At 63.1% G+C, this 18,615-nt stretch carries 16 protein-coding genes; 2 read left to right on the top strand and 14 right to left on the bottom strand.

The window, feature by feature from the left end:
- Positions 1-36: 36 nt before the first annotated feature.
- The 3 genes from ACF8Q6_RS22875 to zwf are packed head-to-tail and all read right to left on the bottom strand — an operon-like array spanning position 37 to position 2,904.
- Entirely contained in the window at positions 37-717 is a 681-nt protein-coding gene (locus tag ACF8Q6_RS22875) for a bifunctional 4-hydroxy-2-oxoglutarate aldolase/2-dehydro-3-deoxy-phosphogluconate aldolase (RefSeq protein WP_003255037.1), read from the bottom strand.
- Positions 718-734: 17 nt separating this feature from the next.
- Positions 735-1,448, bottom strand: a complete 714-nt coding sequence (gene pgl, locus ACF8Q6_RS22880; protein WP_003255038.1) for a 6-phosphogluconolactonase — start codon at positions 1,446-1,448, stop codon at positions 735-737.
- Positions 1,435-2,904: a glucose-6-phosphate dehydrogenase gene (gene zwf, locus ACF8Q6_RS22885; protein ID WP_014755481.1), complete on the bottom strand. Its 1,470-nt coding sequence runs from the start codon at positions 2,902-2,904 to the stop codon at positions 1,435-1,437. Before zwf ends, pgl begins: the two co-directional genes overlap by 14 nt.
- 211 nt (positions 2,905-3,115) lie before the next feature.
- On the opposite strand from zwf, the gene hexR reads away from it, so the two are divergent.
- A complete protein-coding gene (gene hexR / locus ACF8Q6_RS22890; RefSeq protein WP_392494279.1) occupies positions 3,116-3,979 on the top strand; it encodes a DNA-binding transcriptional regulator HexR in 864 nt (287 codons plus the stop codon).
- Here hexR and ACF8Q6_RS22895 read toward each other — a convergent pair.
- From ACF8Q6_RS22895 to edd, 11 genes are all read right to left on the bottom strand, one after another.
- Positions 3,972-4,826, bottom strand: coding sequence for a D-hexose-6-phosphate mutarotase (locus tag ACF8Q6_RS22895; protein ID WP_003255044.1), 855 nt, complete (start codon positions 4,824-4,826; stop codon positions 3,972-3,974). The genes hexR and ACF8Q6_RS22895 overlap by 8 nt on opposite strands.
- A 117-nt stretch (positions 4,827-4,943) precedes the next feature.
- A complete protein-coding gene (locus ACF8Q6_RS22900) occupies positions 4,944-6,287 on the bottom strand; it encodes a carbohydrate porin (RefSeq protein WP_392494276.1) in 1,344 nt (447 codons plus the stop codon).
- A 40-nt stretch (positions 6,288-6,327) separates the two neighbouring features.
- Positions 6,328-7,482, bottom strand: coding sequence for an ABC transporter ATP-binding protein (locus ACF8Q6_RS22905; protein ID WP_392499518.1), 1,155 nt, complete (start codon positions 7,480-7,482; stop codon positions 6,328-6,330).
- A 3-nt stretch (positions 7,483-7,485) separates the two neighbouring features.
- A complete protein-coding gene (locus ACF8Q6_RS22910; RefSeq protein WP_392491170.1) occupies positions 7,486-8,331 on the bottom strand; it encodes a carbohydrate ABC transporter permease in 846 nt (281 codons plus the stop codon).
- A complete protein-coding gene (locus tag ACF8Q6_RS22915) occupies positions 8,324-9,232 on the bottom strand; it encodes a carbohydrate ABC transporter permease (RefSeq protein WP_009683405.1) in 909 nt (302 codons plus the stop codon). The genes ACF8Q6_RS22910 and ACF8Q6_RS22915 overlap by 8 nt, the downstream gene beginning before the upstream one ends.
- Before the next feature lie 133 nt (positions 9,233-9,365).
- Entirely contained in the window at positions 9,366-10,652 is a 1,287-nt protein-coding gene (locus ACF8Q6_RS22920) for an ABC transporter substrate-binding protein (RefSeq protein WP_392491169.1), read from the bottom strand.
- A 107-nt stretch (positions 10,653-10,759) separates the two neighbouring features.
- Positions 10,760-12,013 carry an AGE family epimerase/isomerase gene (locus ACF8Q6_RS22925; RefSeq protein WP_392491168.1) on the bottom strand — a complete coding sequence of 418 codons (1,254 nt, stop codon included), beginning with the start codon at positions 12,011-12,013 and terminating at the stop codon, positions 10,760-10,762.
- A gap of 215 nt (positions 12,014-12,228) precedes the next feature.
- Complete coding sequence (locus tag ACF8Q6_RS22930; protein WP_012051349.1) at positions 12,229-13,683, bottom strand: ATP-binding protein; 1,455 nt, start codon at positions 13,681-13,683, stop codon at positions 12,229-12,231.
- Entirely contained in the window at positions 13,664-14,389 is a 726-nt protein-coding gene (gene gltR / locus ACF8Q6_RS22935) for a two-component system response regulator GltR (protein ID WP_014589861.1), read from the bottom strand. Before gltR ends, ACF8Q6_RS22930 begins: the two co-directional genes overlap by 20 nt.
- A 78-nt stretch (positions 14,390-14,467) precedes the next feature.
- Positions 14,468-15,427 (bottom strand): glucokinase, encoded by a 960-nt coding sequence (locus ACF8Q6_RS22940; RefSeq protein ID WP_392493861.1) that lies wholly within the window; start codon positions 15,425-15,427, stop codon positions 14,468-14,470.
- Entirely contained in the window at positions 15,424-17,250 is a 1,827-nt protein-coding gene (gene edd / locus ACF8Q6_RS22945; RefSeq protein ID WP_392493862.1) for a phosphogluconate dehydratase, read from the bottom strand. The genes ACF8Q6_RS22940 and edd overlap by 4 nt, the downstream gene beginning before the upstream one ends.
- A gap of 264 nt (positions 17,251-17,514) precedes the next feature.
- Between edd and gap the strand changes: the two genes are divergently transcribed.
- On the top strand, positions 17,515-18,516 hold the full coding sequence (gap, locus tag ACF8Q6_RS22950; RefSeq protein ID WP_003255058.1) for a type I glyceraldehyde-3-phosphate dehydrogenase: 1,002 nt from the start codon (positions 17,515-17,517) through the stop codon (positions 18,514-18,516).
- Positions 18,517-18,615: the final 99 nt, after the last annotated feature.

Below are 18,615 nucleotides of genomic sequence, written 5' to 3' on the forward strand. Positions count from 1 at the left end.
CCAAGCGCCCCATAAGCCGTAAAGCACACAACTGATTCAGTTGGCGTCCAGCAGTGCCATTGCCTCGGCACTGCACGCTTCGATCCGCGCCCAGTCACCGTTCTTGATCCAGCTGCTGTCGAGCATCCAGGTTCCCCCCACGCACATCACGTTTGGCAGTGCCATGTAGTTGCGCACGTTGGCCGGGTTTACACCACCGGTAGGACAAAAACGAATGTCGCCGAACGGGCCACCAAAGGCCTTGATCGCCGCTACGCCGCCGCTGATTTCCGCCGGGAACAATTTGAACCGGCGGTAGCCCAGGGCATAGCCCATCATGATTTCGGACGGTGTGCTGATGCCCGGCAACAGCGGGATTTCGCTGTCCACGCCAGCCTCGAGAATATCCTGGGTAATGCCAGGGGTAACGACGAACTGCGCGCCCGCAGCTTCAACCGCCGCGAACATGCTGCGGTCGAGCACGGTACCGGCACCGACACACAGCTCCGGGCGCTGCTCACGCAGCACCTGAATGGCCTTGAGGCCATGCTGTGAGCGCAGCGTCACTTCCAGGGTACGGATACCGCCAGCGGCCAGGGCGTCAGCCAGCGGCAGGATGTCTTCCTCACGAGCAATGGTGATTACCGGCAGGATGCGTGCCTTTTTGCAAATGGCGTCGATCCGCGCGGCTTTATCAGCCATCGAGAGCTTGGGCTGTGGGCGTTCAAGGGTGGTCATGACTGTGGATCCTTGGCTCATGGGCACCAGTAGATGTCCAGGGGGTCGTGAAGAAAAGCGCGAATCGGCATTTCAGTAAGGTCGTTGCCCGCCAGCGCGGCGCGCAGGGTAGCGAGTTTGCCCTGGCCTTGCACAGACAGCGCGATGAAGGCCGCGCTAGCCAGCAGCGAACGGGTCATCGACAGGCGCTGGTGCGGCACGCTCGGCGCCAGCAATGGCAGGCAGCGGCGCGGGCCGGCCGGGTCCAGGCCTGCTTCCAGGTTGGGACTGGCGGGGAACAGCGAGGCGGTATGGCCATCATCGCCCATGCCCAGCACCAGCACGTCGATCGGCGGTAGCTCGGCCAAGGCCTGGTCAGCTTTGAGCGCAGCTGCATCAAGGTTCTCCGCCTGCTGGTACAGGCCAACGAAGCGGGCCTTGGCCGCTGCGCCCTTCAACAGGTGGCGGGCCAGCAGGCCGGCATTGCTGTCAGCGTGCTCCACTGGCACCCAGCGCTCATCAGCCAGGCTGACGATGACCTTGGCCCAGTCCAGCTGCTCGCTGGCCAGCTTCTCCAGGAACGGCACCGGGCTGCGGCCGCCAGACAACACCACACAGGCCTGCCCCTTGGCGGCAATCGCGGCGCGCAGGCGCTCAGCCACATCATGAGCCAAGGACACGGACAGTGCCTTGGCATCCGCCAGTTCATGAGCCTTCACGGCCGCTGGCAGTTTCAATTCAGATATCCCCATACCACGCCCTCCCATCGCGTGTGATCAGTGCAATCGAGCTCATCGGCCCCCAGGAGCCCGCCGCGTATGGCTTGGGCGCATCGCCCGCATTACGCCAGCCGGCGATCAACTGGTCGCACCACTTCCAGGCGTACTCGATTTCGTCCTTGCGCACGAACAGGTTCTGGTTGCCGCGCATCACTTCGAGCAACAGCCGCTCGTAGGCATCCGGAATTCGTGCACTGCGCCAGGCATCGGAAAAATTCAGCTGCAATGGGCCACTGCGCAGTTGCATGCCCTTGTCCAGGCCCTGCTCCTTGGTCATCACCCGTAAAGAAATGCCTTCGTCCGGTTGCAGGCGGATGATCAGCTTGTTACCGATCTGCAAACGCTGTTCCGGGGCGAAGATGTAGTGCGGCGTTTCCTTGAAGTGAATGACGATCTGCGACAGCTTTTGCGGCATGCGCTTGCCGGTTCGCAGGTAGAACGGCACGCCCGACCAGCGCCAGTTGCGGATGTCGGCGCGCAGGGCGACGAAGGTTTCGGTGTCGCTCTGGGCGTTGGCGTTGTCTTCTTCCAGGTAACCCGGCACCGGTTTGCCTTCGCTGTAGCCGGCAATGTACTGGCCGCGCACCACACTGGTGCTCAAACCGTCACCAGTGATCGGTGCCAGGGCCTTGAGCACTTTCACCTTCTCGTCGCGGATGGCATCGGCGGACAGTTCGCTGGGCGGGTCCATGGCGATCAGGCACAGCAACTGCAGCAGGTGATTCTGAATCATGTCGCGCAGTTGGCCGGCCTTGTCGAAATAACCCCAACGGCCCTCGATACCGACCTTTTCCGCGACGGTAATCTCCACATGGGAGATGGAGTTCTGGTTCCACTGGGTTTCGAACAGGCTATTGGCGAAGCGCAGGGCAATCAGGTTCTGCACCGTCTCTTTGCCCAAGTAGTGGTCAATGCGGTAAACCCGACTTTCAGGGAAGAACCGCGCCACGGCATCGTTGACCCGGCGCGACGACTCCAGGTCGTGGCCAATCGGTTTCTCGAGCACTACCCGGGTGCGCGCAGCCAGCCCGACCTTGTCGAGGTTTTCGCAGATGGCCCCATACACCGCCGCCGCCGTGGCGAAGTAGGCGATCAGCGGCAGCTCACCGGGTAGTTGCTCGGCCAGGACCTGATAGCCCTCGGGCTGAAGGAAGTCCAGATGCTGGTAATTCAGGCGGGCGAGGAAGCGCCCCAGCGCGGCAGGCTCGATATCTGCCTCGGGCACGTGCCGACGCAGGTGGGCTTCGATGCTGTCCAGGTGCTCCTGCGCACTGCCGACCTCACGGGCGAGAGCCAGCAGGCGAGTGTCCGGGTGCAACAGGTTGGCCCGGTCGAGCTGGTAGAGCGCAGGAAACAGCTTGCGCAATGCCAGGTCGCCGAGGGCGCCAAACAGGGCAAAGGTGCAAGGTTCGACACTGATTGCAGCCATGATGTTGGTTCTTTCCTAAAGTTGGTCTAGGAATACCGCTTTCACACACGGTTTTCAAGGGATAATGTAGTAAAAACCACAACATTACACACAAGTGTTACAGACAAGTGGTACGCCAACCGCACCGACAGTACGATAGACGACCGTGCAAAAAGCCTGCTGCTCCCACAGCCGGCTGTCTTCCCGACCCAAGGACACACCCATGGACCGCGTGCGAAACCTCCTGGAACAGATCCAGGGCCGCCTCGACGAGCTGAACAAGGCCGAACGCAAAGTCGCCGAAGTCATCCTGCTCAACCCGCAACAAGCCACCCGTTTCAGCATCGCTGCGCTGGCCCAGGCGGCCAAGGTCAGCGAACCGACCGTCAACCGCTTCTGCCGCTCGTTCGGCGTCAGCGGCTACCCCGAGCTGAAGCTGCAACTGGCGCAGAGCCTGGCCAGTGGGGCTGCGTATGTCAGCCGCGCAGTGGAGGCCGACGATGACCCGGCCGCCTATACCGAGAAGATCTTCGCCAGCGCCATCGCCTCGCTTGACAGCGCCTGCCAGCAACTGGACCCGCAACAGGTCAGCCGCGCCGTGGACATGATGATCCAGGCCCGGCAGATCCACTTCTTCGGCCTCGGTGCCTCGGCCCCGGTGGCCCTGGATGCGCAGCACAAGTTCTTCCGCTTCAACCTGGCCGTGTCGGCCCACGCCGATGTGCTGATGCAACGCATGCTGGCCTCGGTCGCCCACACCGGCGATCTGTTCGTGATCATTTCCTACACCGGGCGCACCCGCGAACTGGTCGAAGTGGCGCGCCTGGCACGTGAAAACGGCGCTTCGGTGCTTGGCCTGACCGCCGCGGGCTCGCCACTGGCCAATGCCTGCAGCCTGAGCCTGCACATTCCGCTGCCGGAAGATACCGACATCTACATGCCTATGACCTCGCGGATCATCCAGCTGACCGTGCTCGATGTACTGGCCACCGGCATGACCCTGCGCCGCGGCGTGGACTTCCAGCCCCACCTGCGCAAGATCAAGGAAAGCCTCAACGCCAGCCGCTACCCGATCGAGGACGACGAACTCAACTGAGCCGGTGCGCCTGCAAACGCAGATGCGCACGCTGTCCAGGCGCCAGGCTCAGGCCTTCGCCACTGCCGCTGGTCGCCTCGACGCAGACAAAACGCTGCGACTCGCGGCCAGTCACCCCCATCAGCGGGCGATTGCCAGGGTGCCAGACCACGGTGTCGTCGCTGTCACCGGTATCGATGCACAGCTCGCGCTGCCAGGCCGGGTCCTGCAATTGCACCCGTGGCGTGCCGGGGTAGACCTTCTGGCAGCCGCCCTTGAGCTTCAGCGCGCCATCTTCACGGCAAGCCTGGCGGTTGAGGCGGTCGTAGCCCTCAATATCTTCCAACCCAGACAGCGCTATCTCGGACACGTCACTGATGCGCCAGTACGCCAGCAGTGCATGGCTCAACTGGCAGGGTTCGCTGTCCTGATGCTCGGTGCTCAGGCTCAGTTCCATGCGGCTACCCAGCCGGGCGTGCAGGTCGACCTGCCAGTCGCACAGGTCGAGCCGCCATTTCAGGGTCACGCCCTCCTCGTCCTCACGGCTGTCCACCAGCTTCCAGTCCAGCAGCCGCGCCCAACCGTGGGCCGGCCACAGGTCTTCGCTGGGATGACGTCCATACCAGGGCCAGCACACCGGCACACCACCCCGGATCGCCCCAACCTGCGGCCACTGTTCGGCGCACCACAGCCACGGCCGTTCACCCGCTGGTTGAAAGTGCAACAACTGCGCGCCCTGGCGGCTGAACACCGCCTGGCAACGGGGGTGATCGATGATCAGGACATCGCGCTGCTGATAACGCTCCCACTCGAATGTCGGCCGGGGCCGCTGCGAGGAAAAGAAGCGATGGAGCGGATGTTCGGGCATGGTTCAGAGCTCTTGTTGTTTGAGATAGCGCTGTCTCGGCCTATCCCCAACACCCACTGCAGGCCAGTGGATGCCGGGAACCGAAAATGGATTGGCGTAAATTTACAACAAGTTGCCTCAGAATGACGACTGAATCTTCAAGCCAGCGACCAGCGCGTTATCCACCTCGTCCACCCCACCAGGGCTCTTGATGTACTGCAGGTTGGGTCTCACGGTCAGCCAGTTGGTGACGTGGAAGCCGTAGTAGAGCTCTGCGTTGTATTCGGTACGCTGCAGCGGTACGAAACCAGGGTTGTCGTAATCGTTGATGCCGCTCTGTGCGTTGAGCAGTTCGGCGCGCTTCTTCACGTCGTCATTCACATGAATTCGCGCCACGCCGAAGCCGATGTCATCCTTGGGCCGAGCGTCGAAAGCGCCTTTGTAGACCAGCCCCACCTGTTGGTAGTTGTCGACCACGTTGGTGGCCTTGTCGTGCACGGTGAAGTTGGCGAACAGGCTGAGGCCCCGGTTGACGTCGCCGCCATGGGCAGTGACCTGCTGCTGCGCCACCACCCACCATCCGTGCTTGCTGGAATGGGACTTGAAGGCCTCACCGGTCAGCGCCTGCGGGTTGCCGTTGACATCGTCGTACACATCGTCAGCCTTGGCCGTGCTGTAGTAGTAGCCCAGGCGGTACTCGCCTGGCAGGCCATTGACCTTGGGCGACCACACCGCTTCCACCGGCAAGATCGCTCCCTTGGTACCGCTACCGCTCAGCTTGAAGCCGTTGCCGGTTTCCAGGTTGGAGGGGTTCTGCTCGAAGGCCCCGACCTGCACGAAGAACGCCGGGGTGATGTTGTACTTCACCCGCAGCGCCCACTGGCTGACCGGCCAGTTGTACCAGATACCGCCCACCCAGTTGCCCACCTGCGAGCCGCAGAAGGCCAGGTTCTGGAAGTCGCAAGGGAAGCTGTTGAAGTCCTCCCCCTCGCCAAAACGGCCAAATTTCACGTCAAGCGCGCCGTCGAAGTACTTCTGCTTGATCCACATCTGGGTCAGGCGCCAGGTCTGGCCACGGCCCCACACCTCCTGCACCGAGCTGAACTGCCCGGCGCGCGGGTCGCTGATGCGGTCGTTGGACAGGTTGCGACCGCTTCGCTCGGTGATTGCCAGCTTGAACTCGGCATCATGCCAGCCCAGTATCTTCTGCAAGTCCAGATGCGCGCCGAGGGCGAACTGGTCGCTGTAGCGTGCTGTCTTGTCGTCGTTGTAGCCGCCATGCAGGTTGCCAGCCACCTCACCCACATAATCGAGGCTGAAGTCATAGCCTTTGTCCAGGAGCTCGGTCCGGGTGCCGCCCCAGTCGCCGGTCATCCATTTGGATTCGCTGGAAAAAGCCTCGGCAGCCTGTGTACCGCTGCTGCCTACAAGTGCAAGCAGAGCCAGCGATCCCAGTGTCTTGATGCGTTTGCGCTGTTCCATCCCTTTGCGTCCTCTTTTTCTTATTGATGGTGTAGACGATTCAACGGCCTTTGAAGTGAGCCACGTTGTCCTTTGCGGTTGCGCCAGTGCTGGCCAGGTGCAGGCGCTCGCCATTGGCAGCGTCGAACAGCAGCACCCGGGCCGGGTCGAATTGCAGGTTGAGGGTGTCACCCACCCGGCACGCCACATCTGGCGCCAGGCGGCAGCACACCTTGGTCTGGTTGAGCGTGACGAACACCAGCAGGTCCGGCCCGGTGGGCTCTGTGACCTGCACCTCGGCGCGGATAGCCGGCAAACCATTGCCGTCAGCAGCGCCCAGGGCAATCTGCTCAGGGCGGATGCCGAGGATCATCTCGCGCCCCTCAAGCGCGTCAGCAGCCCCCCCCAAGGGCAGCTCGCAGCGCGCCTGGCCGCTGTCGAGCAACGCCAGCAAGCGGCCGTCCTGCCTGGTCAGACGCACCGGAATGAAGTTCATTGGTGGCGAACCGATGAAGCTGGCCACGAACTGGTTGGCCGGGTCGTTGTAGATCTGCTGCGGGGTGCCGAACTGCTGGATGATGCCGTCCTTCATCACCGCCACCTTGTCGCCCAGGGTCATGGCCTCGATCTGGTCATGGGTGACGTACACCGTGGTGGTCTTCAGGCGCTGGTGCATCAACTTCATTTCGGTGCGCATTTCGACCCGCAGCTTGGCATCGAGGTTGGACAGGGGTTCATCGAACAGGTAGATCTTGGGTCGCCGCGCCAGTGCCCGGCCCATGGCCACGCGCTGCTGCTGGCCGCCGGACAGCTGCGCCGGCTTGCGCGCCAGCAAGTGTTCGATCTGCAGCAACTTGGCAACCCGCGCCACTTCCTCATCGATGGCGGCCTGGGGCAGCTTGCGGATTTTCAGGCCGAATTCGATGTTCTCGCGCACGCTCATGGTGGGGTACAGCGCATAGGACTGGAACACCATGGCGATATCGCGGTCCTTGGGGCTCATGCCACTGACGTCCTGCTCGTCAATGAGGATGGCGCCGCCGGTGATCTGCTCCAGGCCGGCGATACAGTTCATCAGGGTCGACTTGCCGCAGCCCGACGGGCCCACCAGGATCAGGAACTCGCCGTCCTTGATCGACAGCTGGATGTCCTTGAGGGTATCCGGCAGGCCGCTGCCGTAGGTCTTGTTCACATTGCGAAGTTCGAGCGTTGCCATGGCTTACCCCTTGACCGCGCCGGCCGTCAGCCCGCGCACGAAATATTTGCCTGCCACCACGTAGACCAGCAGGGTTGGCAGGCCAGCGATCATTGCTGCCGCCATGTCGACGTTGTATTCCTTGGCCCCGGTACTGGTATTGACCAGATTGTTCAGGGCTACGGTAATCGGTTGCGAGTCGCCGCTGGAGAACACCACGCCGAACAGGAAGTCGTTCCAGATCTGGGTGAACTGCCAGATCAGGCAGACCATGATGATCGGCGTGGACATCGGCAGGATGATGCGGCGGAAGATGGTGAAGAACCCGGCGCCGTCCAACCGTGCGGCCTTGACCAATGCGTCGGGGATGCTCACGTAGAAGTTGCGGAAGAACAGCGTGGTGAAGGCCAGGCCGTAGACCACATGCACCAGCACCAGGCCACCGGTGGTGCTGGCCAGGCCAAGCTTGCCGAGGGTGAACGAGGCCGGCAGCAGCACAGTCTGGAACGGCAGGAAACAGCCGAACAGCAGCAGGCCGAAGAACAGTTGCGAACCTCGGAAGCGCCACATCGACAGCACATAGCCGTTCAGTGCACCAATCGCGGTGGAGATCAGCACCGCGGGCACGGTGATCATGATCGAGTTCCAGAAGTAACCGCTGACCGCTCCCCAGGCCTTGACCCAGCCTATGCAGGTAATCACTGCAGGCCAGCTCAGCAGGTTGCCGGTGCTGATGTCTTCGGGGGTCTTGAAGCTGGTCAGCAGCATCACCACCAGCGGCACCAGATACAGCAGCACGGCGATCAGCAACACGGCATGGATGGCCATACGGCTGAGGCTGAGCACCGGCTTGTCGACAGGACTATGCATGGCGTTTGCTCCGCAGCTCCGAGTACAGGTAAGGGACGAGGATCGCCAGGATTGCCCCGAGCATCAGGATGGCGCTGGCCGAGCCCATGCCCATCTGGCCGCGGCTGAAGGTGAACGAGTACATGAACATTGCCGGCAGGTCGGAGGAGTAACCCGGGCCGCCAGCGGTCATCGCCGCGACCAGGTCGAAGCTCTTGATGGCAATGTGCGAGAGGATCATCAGCGCGCTGAAGAACACTGGGCGCAGGCTGGGCAGCACTACAGTCCAGTAGATGCGCGGCAAGCTGGCACCGTCGATCTGTGCGGCGCGGATGATCGACTGGTCAACGCCGCGCAGGCCGGCGAGGAACATCGCCATGATAAAGCCCGAGGCCTGCCACACGGCGGCGATCACCAGGCAGTACACGACCCGGTCAGGGTCGATCAGCCAGTCCAGGCGAAAACCCTCCCAGCCCCAGTCACGCAACAACTTGTCCAGGCCCATGCCGGGGTTGAGCAGCCACTTCCAGGCCGTGCCGGTGACGATCATCGACAGTGCCATGGGGTACAGGTAGATGGTGCGGATGAAGCCCTCGCGACGGATGCGCTGGTCGAGCAACACCGCCAGCAACACACCGATGGCCAGGCTGATGGCGATGAACAGGCCGCCGAACAGAAGCAGGTTCTTGCTCGCCACCCACCAGCGGTCGTTGTCGAACAGACGGGCGTATTGCGCAAGGCCCGCCCACTTGTAGGTAGGCAGAAAGGTCGAGGTGGTGAAGGACAGCACGAAGGTCCAGAGGATGTAGCCGTAGAAGCCCACCAGGACGATGAACATGCTGGGTGCCAGCACCAGCTTGGGCAGCCAGCGCTGAAGCGCGTCCAGGGGTGAGGCCCGCAGTTGGGCGGTGGTCGTGGTCATGTCTTGGATCCCGAGGTAGTGGCGGTGCTACGCACCGCTTCGCGGGCAAGCCCGCTCCCACAGGTCCGGCGTCATGACCAGGAACAGTGGTGAGCAGGGCCCATCTGGGAGCGGGCGTGCCCGCGAACAGCCGTTACTGGGCAGCCTTGATCGCCGCCGCCAGCTTCTTCGCCGCATCGGCCGGGTCGGCCTTGGGGTCGTTGATGTAGTTGGTCACCACATCGAAGAACGCACCCTGCACAGCCAGCGTGGTGGCCATGTTGTGCGCCATGCTCGGTTGCAGGCCGCCCGTTTTGGCGTCAGCCAGGAAGTCCTTGGCGGAGGTTTGAGCACAGGCATCGAAACCATACTTGCCCATGTCGGCAAGCATGTCGTTGCGTACCGGGATCGAACCCTTGTTGATGCTGAAGACCTTCTGGAAGTCCTCACCCAACACCTTGCGGGCGATGTCCTGCTGACCAGCAGAGGTGCCAGCGTTGTTCTGCTTGAACACCACCAACGAGTCGATGTTGTACAGGAAGGCCTTGTCGGTACCGGGGAACGGCACGCACTGGTAATCCTTGCCGGCGGTTTTCTTCGCCAGGGTCCATTCGCTCTTGGCCCAGTCGCCCATGATCTGCATGCCGGCCTTACCGTTGATGACCTTGGCGGCTTCCAGGTTCCAGTCCTGGCCCTTGCCGTCCGGGTCCATGTAGGTGGCGACCTTTTTCAGCTCGGTCAGCGCCTTGACCATCTGCGGCCCGGTCAGCGTTGCACTGTCGAGGTCGACCAAGGCCTTCTTGTAGCCATCGACGCCCATCACCGACAGCACCACGCTTTCGAATACGGTGCTGTCCTGCCAGGGTTGGCCACCATGAGCCAGCGGGATGAAGCCGGCCGCCTTGAGCTTGTCGGCGGCGGCGTAGAATTCGTCGAGGGTGGTAGGCGCCTTGTCGATGCCGGCTTTTTTGAACACCTCGGGGTTGATCCACAACCAGTTGATGCGGTGGATGTTCACCGGTACAGCAACGTAATCACCGTCGTACTTCACGGTGTCGGCCACTTTCTTGTCGAGCAGCGAGTCCCACTTTTCGGCCTTGGCCACATCCTTGAGCACATCGGCATCAAGCAAGCCGGTGGCCGCCCAGTCCTGGATGTCGGGGCCTTTGATCTGCGCGACACCGGGCGGGTTGCCTGCGACGGCGCGGCTTTTCAGCACGGTCATGGCCGTGGCACCACCACCACCGGCAACAGCGCCGTCCTTCCAGGTGAAGCCGTCTTTCTCGACCTGCGCCTTGAGCACATCGACCGCCGCCTTTTCACCGCCAGAGGTCCACCAGTGCACGACCTCGACACTGCCTTTGGGTTCGGCAGCCGAAGCCCCCAAAGGAAGTAAAGAAGCCAGAGAGATTGCGGCAGCGAGACGGAGCGTGGAATTCATCGGAGCACCTTTCTTGTTGTTATGCCGTGCAAGTCGATCGCTTGCGTAGCATGAAGTCTAAACAGCGTGCCCGCCTCGTCAGGTAACGAAGCGATGCGTGAATGTCATCATCTGGTTACATAGCTGGAGCTGGCCAGGTTGCTGGCCAGGCTGGGTGCCAGCGGCAAGCCTGGCAGCAGCAGCGCCTGGTAGGCGTGGTAGAGGTCGGGCTTGCCCGGCCAGATGGTCCCCGCTGGCCGGTTGCGGGCATCGAGTTCGTGGTGCCAGCTGCCAGCGACAGGGTCGATGAAATGGTTGGCGATTAAGCCCCAGCAGTTGCGGTACCACTGCTCGTACTGAGCTTCGACGGTGCGCTGCAACAAGGCTGCTGCTGCGGCACAAGCTTCGGCGTGCACCCAGTGCAGGCGTGCATGCACCACCGGGCGATTGGCCCAGTCCAGGGTGTAGACGAAACCTGCAGCGCCATCGACGTTCCAGGCATGCTGGCAGGCGGCATCGAACAATCTGCAGGCACTGTCTGGAAGCCACTGCGGGGCGAACAACCCGGCCCGTTGCAGGCTGGCCTCCAGGTGCAACAGGAGCCGTGCCCACTCCATGGCATGCCCGGGCGTAGTGCCATAGGGCCGGAAGTGGTCGGCGGGGTGCTCGCGGTTGTAATCCGGCAGCGGCTGCCAATGGGCGTCGAAATGTTCGATGACCCGATAACCGTTGGCGGCGGCATGGGTATGGATAATGCGCTCAGCAATGCGCAAGGCGCGTTGCAGCCAAAGGCTGTTGCCGGTGGCATCGGCCAGGGCCAGGAATGCCTCGGTCGCGTGCATGTTGCTGTTGGCGCCACGGTATGGCTCAGGCAGTTGCCATGCGCGAGAGAAGGTCTCTCGAAGGGCACCCTTGGCTTCGCTCCAGAAGTGCGTTTCGATCACCTCGGTCGCATCGGCCAGCAACAGCTGGGCATCGGCTGCACCGGCCACCACTGCAGAGCTGGCGGCAAGGGCGACGAAGGCATGCAGGTAGGCGGCCTTGCCGCTGTCTTCCTGGCCGCCGGGGTGGGCGAACCAGCCACCGTAGCTCGCGTCCTGCATGGCCCCACGCAGGGCAGCCACACCGTGTTCGGCATAGGCCAGGCTGCCGGGAATGCCCTGCAGATGGGCCAGGGCGAAGCAGTGGGTCATTCGCGCGGTGTTCATGGTTTCGGCGCAGGCGCCGGGAGCGAGCTGGCCTTTGGCATCCAGGTTGCCAAAGCCGTCAGGCAGTTTCGCAGCTTTGGCGAATGCCAGCAGGCGCTGTGCTTCGGCCAGGCGCCAGGCGGTATGGGCCGGGGCGTTGAGCCAGCTGGTGGGCGGCAGGTTGAGGGTGTTCATGGGCCAGCTTGATCCTTGCCAGTCGTTTGCGAATTCTAGCCAGCGGGGTCATGGCGGATGTCACGAAGGACGACGGGATTGTCACCGGTCAGTGACATTTGGGGTGCCTGTGCGGGCCTCTTCGCGGGTGAACCCGCGCCTACAACGGCCGAGTCAGGTTTGCGTCGCAGGAGCGGGTTCACCCGCGAAGAGGCCCGCACAGGCACCCCAAAAATTCAATCCATACCCCGCGGCAGATACAGGGTCACTCGCAGCCCGCCCTCACGCAGGTTCAGCAAGCTCACCTCGCCCCCATGGCTATGGGCGATGTTGCGCGCAATGCCCAACCCCAGCCCATAGCCCTGCTGCTGCCCGGCCAGACGGAAATGCGGCTCGAACACCTGCTCCAACTGTTGCTGCGGCACCCCCGGCCCCTGATCGTCCACTTGCAACACGAAGCCCTCTGTACCGTCGATGATGCGCAGCCGCGCCCGCTCGCCGTATTTGATGGCGTTATCGATCAGGTTGCCGATGCAACGACGCAACGCCAGCGGCTTGCCCGGGTAAGGCGCCAACGCCTGGCCCTCGACGGTGATGCGACCATCGCCCAGGTAAGGCTCGGCCAAAATCTCCAGCACCTGGTTAAGGTCGACCGGCTCGATGTTTTCGTGGATGTCGGTGTCCTTCACGCACTGCAAGGCGCCTTTGACCAGCAACTCCAGCTCGTCCAGGTCCTGGCTGAACTTGGCCTGCAATCGCTCGTCTTCCAGCAGTTCGACGCGCAGGCGCAGGCGCGTGATCGGCGTGCGCAGGTCGTGGGAAATGGCGCTGAACAGCTGGCTGCGTTCGGTCAGGTAACGGCTGATACGCTCGCGCATGCTGTTGAATGCCCGGCTCACCTCGACCACTTCGCTGCCGCCCGCTTCAGCCACTGGCGCCACATCGGCACCCAGCGACATCTCTCGGGCGGCCCGCGCCAGGCGCTTCAATGGCCAGCTTTGCCAATGCACCAGCAAGCCGATGAACAGCAACAGCAAGGCCGTGGTCAGCACGATGAAGCCGATCTGCTGGCGCGGCAGGCGTTCGGCTTCCAGCCCCGTGTACGGTTCGGGCAACAGTGAGGCGATGTACAACCATTCGCCCTCGCCCAAGCGGATCTGCGTGACCAGTACCGGGGGTTTCAGCGGCTCCAGGGTCAGCGAATAATGGGCCCATGAGCGCGGCAGCTCGTCGAGTTTGAGGCCGCTGTTGAAGATGCGCAGGTCGTCAGGCCCGACAAACTCCACGGAAATTTCCATCTGCGAACCCAGGCGCTCGTGCAGCACCTGCTGGAATACATCGATCACCGCTTGCTTGCGAGGGGTGACGGGCAGTGCCTGCATGTCCAGCGGTGTGGCGTTGAGCGACACGAAGAAACGCGTGCCGCCCATGCTGCGCAATTGGTCGAGCACCAGCGGCCGGTAGGCCACCGGCAGCGAGCGGAAGTAACTGACGCTGGCACTCATGGAATGGGCCAGGCTGCTGGCGCTGGCACGCAGCCCCTGAAGCTGGCTGGCGCGCAGCTGGGACACCCAGATGATGCTGGACAACCCTTGGGCCAGCAGGACAACCAGCAAGGTCAGCAGCAGCATGCGCCCCAGCAAGGAGCGCGGCAGCAGGCGCCAGCGCCGCTCAGGGCGCACAGCAGACATGCGCCGCCAACAAGTAGCCACTGCCACGCACGGTGCGGATCAGCCGGGGAGGTTTGTCGGTATCGCGCAGGCGCTGGCGCAGACGGCTGACCGCCATGTCGACGATGCGGTCCAGCGGCATCGGTTCGCGGCCACGGGTGGCGTTGCCGATGGTGTCGCGGTCGAGGATTTGCTGCGGGTGATCGAGGAACAGTTTGAGCAGCGCAAAGTCGGCGCCAGAGAGGATCACCTCCTCTCCATCACGGTGGAACAGGCGGTGGCTGACCGTGTCCAGGCGCCAGTCGTCGAAGGCCAGCACGGCGCTGCCCGGCGCCGTCTGGCCGAACTCGGTGCGGCGCAACAAAGCCTTGATTCGCGCTTGCAGTTCGCGGGGGCTGAACGGCTTGCCCAGATAGTCGTCAGCGCCCAGCTCCAGGCCGATGACACGGTCGGCCTCGTCAGAGCTGGCGGTGAGCATGATGATAGGTACGCGCGCCTGGCGTGGGTGCTGGCGTACCCAGCGGCACAAGCTGAAGCCGTCCTCGTCGGGCAACATGACGTCAAGAATGACCAGGTCGCAGGGCGTGGTTTCCAGCGCGTGGCGAAAGCCCTTGCCGTCAGCTTCGGCATGCACCTGGAAGCCGGAGCGGCTCAGGTAGGTTTGCAGCAGTTCACGGATTTCCTGGTCGTCGTCGACCATCAGGATCGATTTGCCGGCAGTGCTCAAGGTGGTCCTTCCTCTTGTTGATTGCAGGTCTTCTTGCCTGCTGTCGGGTAGTGCCATTGGTGCCGCAAAGCGGCTCCATCAGTGATCCAACGCCTGCTGCAACGCTACCCCTGCCCCCTCCAACCCGGAATATTCCGCCGTCACCAGCCACACCGGCACCCCGGTGAAATAGCCACTCATACACCCCTTGTCGGCAAAACTCGCGGCAAACCCGCTACGCAGGAACAGCTCGGCAAAGCGCGGAATCACACCGCCCACAATATAGACCCCGCCTCGCGCGCCCAGCGTCAGCACATTGTTACCCGCCACGCGCCCAAGGAAACGACAGAACTGCTCGACCACCGCCAGCGCCCGTGGCTCACCGCCCAGTGCGGCGTCGGTGATATGCGCCGGGGTCTTGTGCCTGGGCGTGTCGCCGTCCAGCGCACAGATCGCCTGGTACAACCGCACCAGCCCCCCCCCACTGAGCACGGCCTCGGCGCTGACATGGCCGATCTGACTGTGGATCTGCTGGTGGATTGCCGCTTCGCGAGCATTGCCTACCGGCAGGTCAACATGCCCGCCTTCACCCGGCAGGGCCTTCCAGTGCTGTTCGCCCAGACGCAGCAGCGAGCCCACACCCAGGCCAGTACCTGGACCGATCACCAGTGCCGGCCTCAAGGGGTCGGCCTGGCCGGGGCACACCTCGCGGAACTCGCCTTCGCGCAGACGCGTCATGCCCAGCGCCATAGCGGTGAAATCATTGATCAGCAACAGTCGCTCGACCTGCAAGGTCTTGCAAAATGCCGTGCGGCTCAGGCGCCAGTGGTTGTTGGTGAAGCGAAATTCATCGCCATCGACCGGGCCGGCCACCGCCAGGCACACCGCCGCCAGGCCACCACGGGCGATACCTTGGCTTTCCAGGTAGGCCTCGATGGCCTGCTCGGGGTTGGTGTAGTCCGCGGTGGCGAAAACGTTTACCTCATGCAGCTGGTTGTCACGCCACAACGCAAAACGGGCATTGGTGCCGCCAATATCACCAACCAGCAGGTGCTTCATTTGAGGTGCTCCAGGGCCGAGGTAAAGGCACTGGCGCCCTGCTCTGCCGGGCTGAACGCCATGCGCATGAAGCCGAACAGCTCGCGCCCACACCCCAGGTCGTTGCCCAGGGGGGCCGGCGGCAGCTCACGGCTGGCCAGTTCTTCGGCCGACACCATGATCCGCAACGTGCCTTCGACTCCGTCGACCCGCACGATATCACCATCGCGCACCCGCGCCAGCGGGCCGCCGTCGTAAGCCTCCGGGCAAACGTGGATGGCCGCGGGGATCTTGCCCGAGGCACCGGACATACGCCCGTCGGTAACCAGCGCAACCTTGTAGCCACGGTCCTGCAATACACCGAGGAACGGGGTGAGTTTGTGCAGTTCCGGCATGCCATTGCAACGCGGGCCCTGGAAGCGCACCACCGCGACAAAGTCACGTTCCAGCTCACCGGCCTTGAACGCGTCGGCCAACGACTGCTGATCCTGGAACACCCGCGCCGGGGCCTCGACCACCTGGTGCTCGGGGGCGACGGCAGACACTTTCATCACGCCACGGCCGAGGTTGCCTTCCATCACCCGCAGGCCGCCTTCGGCCGAGAATGGTCGCGACACTGGGCGCAGGATACTTTCGTCCAGGCTGTGTTGCGGCCCTTCGCGCCACACCAGCTTGCCATTGTCGAGGAAGGGTTCCTGGGTGTAGCGGCGCAGGCCATGGCCGGCCACGGTGTTGACATCTTCGTGCAGCAGGCCGGCGTCGAGCAGTTCACGAATCAGGAAGGCCATGCCGCCGGCAGCCTGGAAGTGGTTGATGTCGGCCTTGCCGTTGGGGTACACGTGCGACAGGGTCGGCACCACTTCGGAAAGGTCGGCCATGTCCTGCCAGGTCAGTTGGATACCCGCAGCCTGGGCAATCGCCGGGATGTGCAGGGTGTGGTTGGTCGAGCCGCCGGTAGCGTGCAGCGCGACGATGGAATTGACCAGTGCCTTCTCGTCGACGATTTCGCCCAGCGGCATGAAGCTGCCGCTGGCCTTGGTCATGCGCGTCACCTGCTGCGCAGCCTCGGCGGTGAGTGCGTCACGCAGCGGCGTGTACGGGTTGACGAACGAGGCGCCCGGCAGGTGCAGCCCCATCACTTCCATCACCAACTGGTTGGTGTTGGCGGTGCCGTAGAAGGTGCAGGTGCCGGGGCTGTGGTAGGAATTCATCTCGGACTCCAACAGCTCTTCGCGGCTGGCCTTGCCTTCGGCATAGCGCTGGCGCACATCGGCCTTCTGCTTGTTGGAGATGCCGGAAACCATTGGCCCACCCGGGACGAAGATGGTCGGCAGGTGGCCAAAGCGCAGCGCGCCCATCATCAGCCCGGGGACGATCTTGTCGCAGATGCCCAGCATGAGTGCTGCGTCGAACATGTTGTGCGACAGCGCTACCGCCGTGGACATCGCGATCACTTCACGGCTGGCGATCGCCAGCTCCATGCCCGGCTCGCCCTGGGTCACCCCGTCGCACATGGCCGGCACGCCACCGGCGAACTGGCCGACCGAGCCGACCTCGCGCAGGGCCTGCTTGATCTGCTCGGGGAAGTGCAAGTAAGGCTGGTGGGCAGACAACATGTCGTTGTAGGCAGAGACGATGGCCACGTTAGCCGCGTTCATCAGGCGCAGAGTCTGCTTGTCTTCGCTGCCGCAACCGGCCACGCCGTGGGCGAAGTTGGCGCACTGCAGGCTGGCACGCATGGGGCCTTCACTGGCCGCACCGCGAATCAGTTGCAGGTAGCGTTCGCGGGTGGCGCGGCTGCGTTCGACCAGCCGCTGGGTGACCTCAAGGATGCGCGGATGCATGTACTGGACTCCAGGCTAATTGTAAGGGCGGTTTACCGGGCATTTCCCCTCCAAACGATTGCGGCCTAGGCTCATGGTTAGGAGCCCGCTGCATCGGTGGAGGCACGTCGCCCAACCACTCGTTGTATATTTAAACAAAATACTGCCACTAAAAAGGCTTGTTTTCTATCAGCCAGTGAATAATCTTGTAATTCCAACAACAAAACCGTTTCAGTGAAGCTCCTTTGTGCCACAGGTTTCACTCGAACTGCCAGAGGTACTGCCATGACCCTTCGTATCGCCATCAATGGATTCGGCCGAATCGGGCGCAATGTCCTGCGCGCACTGTATACCCAAGGCTACCGCCAGGACCTGCAGGTCGTCGCCATCAACGACCTGGGCGACAGCGCCATGAATGCCCACCTGCTCAAGTACGACAGTGTCCACGGCACCTTCGACGCGACCGTCGAGGCCGACCACGAAAGCCTGACGGTCAACGGTGACCGTATCGCGGTCAGTGCCATTCGCAATCCGGCCGAACTGCCCTGGAAGGCCGAGGCGATCGACGTGGTGTTCGAGTGCACCGGGCTGTTCACCGACCGCGCCAAAGCCGCTGCGCACCTGGCCGCCGGGGCGGGCAAGGTGATTGTCTCGGCTCCGGCCAAGGGTGCCGATGCCACTGTGGTGTACGGGGTCAACCACGACATCCTGCGGGCCTCGCACCAGGTCATTTCCAATGCTTCCTGCACCACCAACTGCCTGGCGCCGATCGCCCAGGTGCTGCACCGGGAGTTCGGCATCGAGCAAGGCCTGATGACCACCATCCACGCCTACACCAACGACCAAGTGCTGACTGACGTTTACCACAGCGACCCGTACCGCGCGCGTTCAGCCACCCAGTCGATGATCCCGAGCAAGACCGGTGCCGCCGAGGCCGTGGGCCTGGTGCTGCCGGAGCTGGCCGGCAAGCTGACCGGCATGGCGGTGCGGGTGCCCGTCATCAACGTGTCGTTGGTGGACCTCACCGTCAACCTCAAGCGCGAGGCCACGGCCGAGCAGGTCAACCAGCTGTTCCTCGAGGCCAGCAAGCACTCCAAGGTATTGGGCTACAACGCCCTGCCATTGGTTTCCTGCGATTTCAACCACAACCCGCTGTCGTCGATCTTCGATGCCAACCATACCCGGGCCAACGGGCGGATGCTCAAGGTGCTGGCCTGGTATGACAACGAGTGGGGGTTCAGCAACCGGATGCTGGATAACTGCCTGGCGCTGCACCGGGCTGGCTGACGCAACTGTCTTGCTCAATTTCTAAAAGCTGGCGCAGCTCAGATCCCTGTGGGAGCGGCCTTGCGTCGCGATAGGGCCGTGCAGCGGCCCCAGGATCTC

The organism is Pseudomonas sp. GLN_2, from assembly GCF_043106005.1.
Lineage (GTDB): Bacteria > Pseudomonadota > Gammaproteobacteria > Pseudomonadales > Pseudomonadaceae > Aquipseudomonas > Aquipseudomonas alloputida.